General features: G+C 64.4%; 1 protein-coding gene. It reads right to left on the minus strand.

All coding sequences use genetic code 11. From position 1 onward, the window contains the following. Nucleotides 1-175 precede the first annotated feature (175 nt). Nucleotides 176-9,177 (minus strand): non-ribosomal peptide synthetase (locus CIB54_RS25605; RefSeq protein WP_157829754.1); only part of this gene is annotated, 9,002 nt, incomplete at its 5' end.

Genomic DNA, 9,177 nt, shown 5'->3' on the forward strand with positions numbered 1-9,177 from the left:
CCAACATCCTGGTCGGCCCAGAGGCCGCCATCGGGGGCAAGCCCCCTCCCACATTCGAACCGAGGTGTATCAGATGGGTAACCGTCGGTTGACAGGCCGCCATCGGGGGCAAGCCCCCTCCCACATTCGGACCGAGGGGTATCAGGAACAAACCCCTTCCCACATGTGGCGGCCATCAAGACACCACCTCCCCAACCACAACCCCCTCAACCCACCACCTGGCCAACGCCAACACATTCGGCGCCTTGAGCAAAGTGAAGTGATTCCCCCCGCCATACCAAACCTGCAACGCACGCCCCTGCCCCCGCCACCCCTCGATCATCAACCCCTGCTCACGCTGATTGCCCGCCGCATCCAGCGCCGGATCCTGCGCCAGCACCAAGCGCACCACCCCGTCATACCGAGCCTGCGGCCGATACACCGTACGCAACGCCGCCGCATAAGTCCGCGCAGGGCCAACCATCGCATCCCCGGCAGACCGCGCCGGCAACAAACCAACCCCAACCATCCCCGCATGCAACGCCTGGCGCTGCGCCACCTCATCACTCGCGGCAAAATCCAGCGGATCGATCCCCAGGGACCTCCCGGCCGCCAACTGCATCGCCTCGATCAACCGCAACAACGCCGCCGTCGACGTATACGGCCGCCCCACCACACCATTGCCCCCCGGCGACTCACTGTCGATCACCGTCAACGACGCCACCTCGCGGCCCATCGCCTGCAAGCGCAGCGCCATTTCCAGCGCGACCCAGCCGCCAAACGAATGCCCGACCAGGTGCACCGGCCCCGCCGGGCACTCATGAATCAGCGCCGCCAGATAACACTGCGCCGCCGCTTCCACCTGGCTGTGAGGCACCGCTTCACCGTCCAGCCCACGCGGTTGCAGGCCGTACAACGGCCAGTCCCGCCCCAGCGCCTCGCTCAAGCCGACGAAGCCGGTCACGCTGTCGCCCGCACCGGGTACACAGAACAGCGGCGCATGCCCGGCCTTGCCGCCCTGGATACGCAGCAAGGGCTGATGCGCCGCCTCCATCACCGGTAAAGACTCAGCCAACGCTTGGGCCATCGCCGCGCCCAGGCTGCGGATATGCGGAGCCTGCATCATGCTCTGGTGATTGCCGGGCACTTCAATCTGGCGCAGTTGCCCGGATGCCAGCGCGTCCTCCCAGCCCAACGACTCACTGCGCCGCGACAGTTCGGTCGGCCGTTCCCGGGCGCTGAACAGATGCACCGGAATCGGCAGCGGGAACAGGCTGTAATGCGCCAGCGCATGCCCATGCCCGACTTCGCGCTCGATGAAACTGATCAAGTCGGCGTCCGCGGCCGCCGCCATTTGCGGGTATAACAAACCTTCATCGCGACAACATTGCAGCAGGCCCGCAAGGTCCAACTGTTGAGTGTCTGCTTCCAGTTGCGCCAATCTCGCCACTTCATGCGTGCCTCCTTGTACGGTCCAATGAGCCGTGCACTGCAGCAGCAGATGCCGCTTGAGCGCCTGCGGCCCTTCCCAGCGTGCCTTGCCCTGATCGGTCATGCGCGGCACGAAGGTGTCGATCAGACCAAGGAACGCGACGCTTTCGTCCAGCCCCAACAGTTGCATGGCCACTTCATAGGCAAGCACCCCGCCGAACGACCATCCCGCCACACGGTAGGGTCCGTGCGGCTGGATCTCGCGAATCAGGCCGACCATGCGCGCCGCCAAGCCCTCCATGGTGTTCAGGTGAGCCTCGCCCAGCGCCAGGCCCGGCAGACCATAAATCGGGTAGTCACCCGGCAGGTGCTGACCCAGCGCCGGGAAATACACGTCCATGCCGCTGAACTCGTGCACCAGGAACAAGGCCGGCTGGGCACCGCTGCTGCGCACGGTTACCACCGTGGTGCAGCGCGTTGCCTGCTCGTCACGCTCGCGCAACATCGAGGCCACGTTCGCCACGCTGACGTGCTCAAAGAGCTCGGCCAGGCTCACCTGCAGACCCGCCTCCTCCATCAGGCCGACCAGGCGAATGGCAAGCAAGGAATGACCGCCCAGTTCGAAGAAACTGTCATCGCGGCCGACCTGCTCAAGCTTGAGTACGTCGGCCCATAGCTGACCCAGCCTGTGCTCAAAAGCATCACGAGGCGGTTCGAACACGCGGTCAGCCGGCGCTTGCAGCGCGGGGACCGGCAAGGCCTTGCGGTCGATCTTGCCATTGGCCGTCAGGGGTAACCGCTCCAGTGGCATATAGGCTGACGGCACCATGTAGTCCGGGAGTTGTTCCTGCAGATGGGCACGCAGGCTATCGATGCCAACAGGCTCTGCCGCCCAGGTGAAATAGGCCGCCAGGCGTTTGTCGCCCGGTGCGTCTTCACGGGCCAGCACCACCGCCTCCTGAATGGCGGCGTGGGTCGCCAGGCGTGCTTCAATCTCGCCCAGTTCGATACGAAAACCGCGAATTTTCACTTGGTCGTCGTTGCGCCCCACGCACTCCAGCAAGCCGTCCGCGTTCCAGCGACCCAGGTCGCCGGTGCGGTACATCAGGGCCTCGGGCTTGAAGGGGTCGTGCACAAACTGTTCGGCGCTCAATTGCGCACGATTCAAATACCCCAGGGCCACGCCGTCGCCACCGATACAGATTTCACCGGTCACGCCCAACGGCACCGGCTGCAACTGCGCATCCAGGACATAGACCTGAGTATTGGAAATCGGTCGACCGATCGGCACGCTGTCCGTGTTGTCGGCGAGTGCGCGCACCTCATGGGTGGTCGCGTAAGTGGTGGTTTCCGTCGGCCCGTAGCAATGCACAAGACGCAGTGCCGGTGCGCGCGCCAACAAGCTGCGGAACGCTGCCGGATCAGCGCGCTCGCCTCCGCACAGGAGGATGCGTAACCCCGCCAGCGCATCGGGTATCAGTTGCACGTACTGATTGAACAGCGCCGTGGTGACGAACAGTATCGTCGCCCCCTCCAACGCAGCGCCAAACGCCACCGGATCGAGCAATATGGAATGATCGATGACCTGCACCTGCCCGCCGTTGAGCAGTGGCCCCCACACATCCATCGTGCTGGCGTCAAAGGCCGGGTTGGAGGCGAATGCCACACGATCACCCGCGTTGAAATCCGCATAGCCGTTGTTGATGACCAGCCGGGTGATGCCACGATGAGGCACCACGACGCCCTTCGGCGTGCCGGTGGACCCGGAGGTGTACATGACGTAGGCCACGCTGTCCGACGATTGCGACAGGTCGGGGTTGTGGTCAGGTTGCGCATCCAGGGTCAGCGTATCGAGGTCCAGGCGTTGAGCCGGGTAGTCAACGGCTATATCACTGCGGGTCAGCAGCCGCACCGCGCCGCTGTCCTGCAGCATGAAACCCTGGCGCTCGGCGGGTGCATTGATATCCAGCGGCACGTAGGCGGCGGCGCATTTCAACACGGCCAGTTGGCCGACTATCAAGTCCACGCCGCGTGGCAGCAGGATCGCTACGCTGTCCCCGGTGTGCACGCCAAGGCCGAGCAGGTGATGGGCCAAGCGGTTGGCGCGAAGGTTGAGGTCAACGTAGCTCACGCGCTGCTCGCCATGCACCACTGCCAGCGCACCGGGACGGGCCCCGGCCTGGGCCTCGAACAAGCGTTGCACCGTGTGCACACGGGGGAATTGGCGGGCGGTGGCGTTGAAGTCCTCAAGCAATTGTCGGCGTTCGTCGGCCGGCAGGATCGACACAGCGCTGATGGCGCTGTCGACGGTGCCCTCCAACGCCGTCACCATCTGCTCAAGCGCTGTGGCCAGGTAACCGCAAAGACGCCGCGCACCCTGACCCGCTGCGCTCAGACTGAAACTCTCGCCCAGGTCGTCCACACTCATCGACAGGCCGTAGCTGGAGCGCTCCTCGCCCTCGAGCAAATAGATGCCCTGCCATGCCTTTGCTGCATCGTCATTTGGCGTGCCGGGTGCCTCGGCACTGTGACGATAGTTGAACAGCACGTTGAACAACGACGTGCCTGCAGGCACGCTGCTGCAACGCTGCGCCAGCGCCAGGGGCGCGTGTTCGTGCTTGAGCAACTGCGCCAGGCGCGCATGGGTGTCGCGCAGGGCCCCCCGCACCGAGTGTTCACCCAGGTCGACGCGCAGCGGCAAGGTATTGATAAAGACGCCCATCGCCCGTTCGGCACCTTCGCCGCCCTGCAGGCGGCCCAGCATCACGGTGCCGAACACGACCGACTCGCGCACGGCCACCTTGCCCATGACCAGGGCCCAGGCCAAGTGCATGACGCTGGCAGCGCTCACGCCGGCCCGACGCGCCTGGGTGCGCAGGCGCTGGCTCAGCGCACGATCGAGCAGGCTTTGCACCTGCTCAACCGGGCCCAGCTCGCACAGGCAGGTCGGCTCATCGACGTGGGCGAGCATGTCGCGAAAGAACGCCTCATGCTCTTCGTCGGTGATGCCCAGGCGGGTCTGGGCAACGTAATTGCGATAAGGCACCGGTGCGCTCAGCGTATCGCCTTTGCCCCCCAGGAAGGCCTGCATGTCATGCTTGAGGATGCCCAGGGTCACGTGGTCCATCACCAAGTGGTGAAACAGCAAGGTGGCCACCACGCGCTGCGGTTCCTCGGTGTAGACCAGGCGCATCACCGGTGCCTGAGCCAGGTCCAGGCGCTGCGGCAACGGCCCTTTCTCAACGTGCAGGGACGCCTCACGCCACACAACTTGCATCGGCTCTTGCAAGCCGTCCCAATGGAACGAGGAACGCAGGATGTCATGACGCCGGATCACCGCCTGCAATGCCTCGGCAAATGCGTGCAAGCGTGCCGTGCTGTCGAAGGCAAATTGCGCCTGCAGCACATACACGTCGTCCTCCTGCACCGCGCGGTGGTGGTAGAGAATTCCCTGCTGCAACGGGGCCAGCGGGTAGATATCCTGCACATTGGCGGCCCCGCCGGGGATGGCGGCGACAACACGGTCGATGGCCGGCTGATCCAGGCGCGCCAGCGTCAGCATGGACGGTGTGATGGCGTCGCAATCGGCGGCGATGCCATTGGCGGGTACGGCCACTTCCCGGCTGCCACCCAGGGTCGCCGCCAGGGCCGTCAACGTCGGCTGGCTGAACAGCACGTTCATGTCCGCCGACAATCCGAGCTGGCGCAGGCGCCCCATCAGGCTCACGGCCATCAATGAATGCCCGCCCAGCTCGAAGAAGTTATCCTGCCGCCCTATACGCTCCACCCCCAGCAACTCGGCCCACACGCTGGCCAGGGCGATTTCGGTATCGCCCTGGGGCGCTTCGTAGTCGCGCACGCTCACCGACTCCACGTCCGGCGCCGGCAGTGCCTTGCGATCGAGCTTGCCGTTGGGGCTCAGCGGCAACGCGTCCAGGCGCACAAACACAGCGGGCACCATGAACGCCGGAAGCTGTTGCGCCAAATGACTGCGCAGCTCATGGATGTCGCACGCCTCGGCGGTGTAGTAAGCGATCAGGCGTTGCTCACGGACCACCACCACCGCTTCGTTCACCGCGGGATGCTCGGTCAGTCGCGCTTGGATTTCCCCCAGTTCTATCCGCAAGCCATGGATTTTCACCTGGTCGTCATTGCGCCCCAGGTATTGGAGTGTGCCGTCGGGCAGATAACGGCCGAGGTCACCGGTACGGTACAAGCGTCCCTCGGTAAACGGGTCATCAAGGAAGCGCTCGGCCGTCAGTTCAGGACGATTCAAATAGCCCCGCGCCACTTGCACGCCGCCAATGAACAGCTCGCCCACCACCCCCAGGGGCACCGGCTGCATCTGCGTGTCCAGCACGTACATGCGGGTATTGGCGATCGGTTTGCCGATGGGCGTGTTTTCCGGCACGTCGCAAGGCAGGCAGGACCACGCCGTCACGTCCACCGCCGCTTCAGTCGGACCGTACAGGTTATACAGGTTGACGCCCGGCAGTTGCTGCTTGAAGCGCCGCACCAGGCTGCCTGGCAGCGCTTCACCACTGCACATCACGCGTTGCAGGCCCGCTACCTGGCCGACATCGCCATAGGCAAGGAAGACATCGAGCATTGACGGCACAAAGTGCAACGTCGTGATCGCTTCACCTTCGATGACCTCGCACAGGTAAGCGGGGTCCTTGTGACCGCCCGGACGCGCCATCACCAGCCGAGCACCGATGGACAACGGCCAGAAAAATTCCCACACCGATACGTCGAAGCTGAACGGGGTTTTCTGCAGGACTGCGTCGTCGCAGGTCAGTCCGTATTCGTCCTGCATCCACAGCAGGCGGTTGACCACCCCACCGTGATCGTTGATCACCCCCTTGGGCTGCCCGGTAGAACCTGAGGTGTAGATCACATAAGCGCTTGCACCGCGTACCGCAGGGTTATCGTCCGGCTGGTGCTGCCAGCACGGCTGGTCCAATTCAAGCACCGCCACCTCGCCCAGCAAACCACGCGTAGCGACCTGGGCGAGCACCACCTGCGGTGCACTGTCTTGCAGCATGTAGGCGATCCGCTCCTGGGGATACGCCGGATCCAGCGGCACATAGGCCGCGCCGGCCTTGAGCACCGCATACAGGGCGATAACCATGTCCAGGCCACGCTCTGCGCAGATGGCTACGCGGGCATCCGGCTGCACACCGAGCGCCAGCAGATGATGGGCCAATTGGTTCGCGCGGCTATTGAGTTCGGCATAGGTCAATTGCTGCGTGCCCGCCTTCAGCGCAATCGCATCCGGCGTGCGTTCAACCTGCGCTTCGAACAGGCCATGCAGGGTCTGGTCGAGGTTGTAGTCGACTGCCGTAGCGTTGAAATCAAACAGCACCTGCTGACGCTCGCGCGCGCCCAGCAACGGCGTATGCTCCAGCACCGCCTGGTCGTCTTCGACCATCGCCTGCAACAGACGAATCAGGTAGCCGACGTAACGCTGCACCGTCGCCTCATCGAACAAGGCCACCGCGTATTCCAATGTGCCTAGAATGCAGCCGTCGACTTCGCCCAGGCTCAGCGCCAGATCGAACTTGGCAAAGTGGCTGTTCTCGACGATCGCCTCCAGCGTCAGGTCGCCGAGGGCCAGCGCCGGTGCACTGCTGTCCTGCCAGGTCAGCAGCACCTGGAAGATCGGGCTATGTGCCAGGCTGCGCAGTGGTCGGAGGATCTCCACGACTTTTTCGAACGGCAGGTCCTGGTGAGACTGAGCCGCCAGCGTCACCGCCTTGACCCGCGCCAACAGCGCCTCGGTGCTCAGCTCGCCGCAGGTGTCGATGCGCACGGCAAGCGTGTTGACGAACAAGCCAATCAGTCCTTCCACTTCACTGCGGGCCCGGTTGGCTACCGGCGAGCCGATCACCAGGTCGTGCTGACCGGACAACCGTGCAAGCAGTGACGCCCAGGCGCTCATCACGGTCATGTACAGCGTCACCCCGTGCCGCTGGCTCAACGCCTTGAGCCCGGCGGTCAGACGCTCATCCAGGCGCACCTGGACCGTATCGCCGGCATAGCTCTGCTGCGCCGGGCGGGGCCGATCGGTAGGCAGGGACAGCAACGGCGGCGCGCCGGCCAGGGCTTGCTGCCAGTAAGCGCTCTGGTGGTTGAGGACTTCGCCACTCAGCCAGCGCCGTTGCCACACGGCAAAATCGACGTACTGGATCGGCAGTGGCGGCAACGGGTCGGGCAGGCCATGGCTGAAGGCCTGGTACAGCGCCATCAGTTCCCGGGTGAGCACGCCCATGGACCAGCCATCAGAGACGATGTGGTGCAGGGTCAGCAGCAGCACATGGTGATCGTCGGCCAGCGTCACCAGGCGTCCACGCATCAGCGGCCCCTGTACCAGGTCGAACGGTGCCGAGGCTTCGCCGTGGATCAACGCATCCAGTGCCTGTTGAGGATAGGAATGACGACGCAGGTCCTGCAATTGCAGCGCCAACACCTCTTCAGGCGGTGCAATCAGCACCCGGGCGTCGTCGCCGTGCTGGGCAAAGCGGCTGCGCAGGGTTTCATGTCGCGCAACAATACGTGCCAAGGCGCGTTGCAGCGCCTGCACATGCAATTGCCCGCGCAGTCGCAAGCCGATGGGAATGTTATAGGCGGTATTGGCGCCTTCCATCAGCGCCAGGAACCACAGGCGTTGCTGGGCGAACGACAACGGAGCGTGTTCTTCGCGATTGGCCGGCAGGATATCCGGCAAAGTGCTGCGACCGGACTGGGCCAGTACGGCGGCGACGGCGCTGAGTTCGGCATTGGCGAAAAAATCGCTCAGCAGCAGCTCTATGCCCAGGCGCTGACGCACCTGGGACACCATGCGCATGGCCAGCAGCGAGTGACCGCCGAGTTCGAAAAAGTTGTCGCGCCGGCCTACTTGCGCCACCTGCAACACATCGGCCCAAATCTGCGCGAGCACGCTTTCAAGCTCGCCCTCGGGCGCAATGTACTCACGGATAAACAGGGCCGACAGGTCCGGCTTTGGCAGGGCCTTGCGATCGAGCTTGCCGTTGGCCGTCAGCGGGAGCGCATCGAGCCGCATGTACGCGGCCGGGACCATGTAGCCCGGCAGACGCGCGACCAGGTGCGCACGGATATCAGCGCCAGCCAAGGTACCCACCGACGGATGCACGGTGAAATACGCCACCAGCCGCTCGTCACAGACCAGCACCACGACATCCTGGCTACCCGGCAACTGGTTGAGTTGGGTTTCGATTTCGCCCAGTTCGATGCGCACACCACGGATTTTCACCTGATCGTCGTTGCGGCCCAGGTACTCCAGGGTGCCGTCGGGCAACCAACGCGCCAAGTCACCGGTGCGGTACATGCGCCCCTCATTGAACGGGTCATGCAGGAAGCGTTCGGCGGTCAGTTCCGAGCGGTTCAGGTAACCGCGCGCCACGCCTTGGCCGCCGACATACACTTCTGCGGCCACCCCCAGCGGCACCGGACGCTGCTGTTCGTCGAGCAGGTATACCGTGGCATTGGCGACAGGCTTGCCGATATGCAGCGACTGGCCGACCTCGATCTGGCCTGAGGTGGCGACTACTGTGGCTTCGGTGGGCCCGTAGTTATTGACCAATGCGTAACGCAGCGGGCGCGTGAACTGGCGCAAGCGGTCGCCACCGATCAGCAAGGTGCGCAGCGTCGGATGCTCGATCTGCTGGCTGAAGGCGTACTCGGCGACCGGCGTCGGCAGGAAGCACACGTCCAGCGGTTGCGCGCACCACCAGGCGAGCAGCGCGT

The sequence above is a fragment of the Pseudomonas fluorescens genome, from assembly GCF_002837185.1.
Lineage (GTDB): Bacteria > Pseudomonadota > Gammaproteobacteria > Pseudomonadales > Pseudomonadaceae > Aquipseudomonas > Aquipseudomonas fluorescens_AM.